The sequence below is a fragment of the Nocardioides marmoriginsengisoli genome, assembly GCF_003725695.1.
Lineage (GTDB): Bacteria > Actinomycetota > Actinomycetes > Propionibacteriales > Nocardioidaceae > Marmoricola > Marmoricola marmoriginsengisoli.
In genome coordinates this window covers 1-1,105 of record NZ_RJSE01000014.1, presented here as the reverse complement: position 1 = coordinate 1,105, position 1,105 = coordinate 1, and the positions used below count along the sequence as shown (strand labels likewise).

The following is a 1,105-nucleotide window of genomic DNA, read 5'->3' as shown; positions in this document are numbered from 1 at the left end:
AGGACCCAGCGGACCTCGTCATCGAGGATTTCTGCGGCGGTCCCGGGGATGGTGTCGAGGCCGGACTCGCGGGCCTTGATCAAGAAGTCCTCAAAGGACAGGCCGGTGCGTGAGGAGCCGTTGACGATCTCCATCGGGGAGAACGCGTGGACATGCATTCCCGGGACGCGGTTCTTCACCGCGGCGGCGAGGTCGAAGTAGGCGGTCCCGGGGAGTTCGGGATCGATCCCGCCCTGCATGCAGACCTCGCTCGCACCCAGATTCCAGGCTTCTTCGGCCCGGTCGGCGACTTGGTCCAGGGACAGCGAGTAGGCGTCGGTATCGGTGCGGCGTTGCGCGAACGCACAGAACCGGCATCCGACGTAGCAGACGTTGGTGAAGTTGATGTTGCGGTTCACCACATAGGTCACCGCCTCCCCAACCGCCTCCTTGCGCAGGTCATCAGCGAGCCGGATGACTTGGGCGAGGAGGTCACCTTGGGCGGTCATCAGCGTCAGGGCGTGCTCCTCAGCGAGGTTCCCCGGGTCCTTCTCCGCCGCCCGTAACGCAGCTAGCCCGTCCGCAGTGGCCGGGGTCCCGATCGCGGTCGAGGCAGCAAGTTCCGCGACTGCTTCCCAATCACCGTAGACATCCGCGAAATCCGAGCGCCGGTCGTTGGTGCGGCCTTCGGTGTCGACCGCGGTATGCAGATCGGTGCGGCCCTTGCCCTCACCCACGGTTGCGAACCCGCCATCGGGTTCTTGCCAGGGCAACCCCACCGGACGCCGGGTGCCCTGGGTGATCTGGTCGCTGACCAGCCCGTCGGGTCCGGCCAGCGCGGCAACATGTGTCGAGATCCGGGGGTCGATCCACGGTTCCCCGGCCAAGACGTACTCAGGGTGCGCGGTCAACCGGGCCTTCAGCTCGAACCCGGCAGCGGTGGTGATCTCCCGTAGCCGGTCCAGCGAGGGCCAGGGACGTTCAGGGTTCACATGATCCGGCGTCAACGGCGAGACCCCGCCCCAGTCATCAACCCCCGCACCCAGCAACGCCGCGCACTCCGCCGAGCCCTCGGAGGAATCGACCAGGTTCGGGGGTGCCTGGATCCGGACCTTCGGGCCCAACA

At 67.0% G+C, this 1,105-nt stretch carries 1 protein-coding gene; it reads right to left on the bottom strand.

Features of this window, described 5'->3' with window-relative positions:
* Positions 1–1,028 (bottom strand): radical SAM protein (locus EFK50_RS21310; RefSeq protein ID WP_425454397.1); only part of this gene is annotated, 1,028 nt, incomplete at its 3' end.
* Between the last annotated feature and the right edge of the window lie 77 nt (positions 1,029–1,105).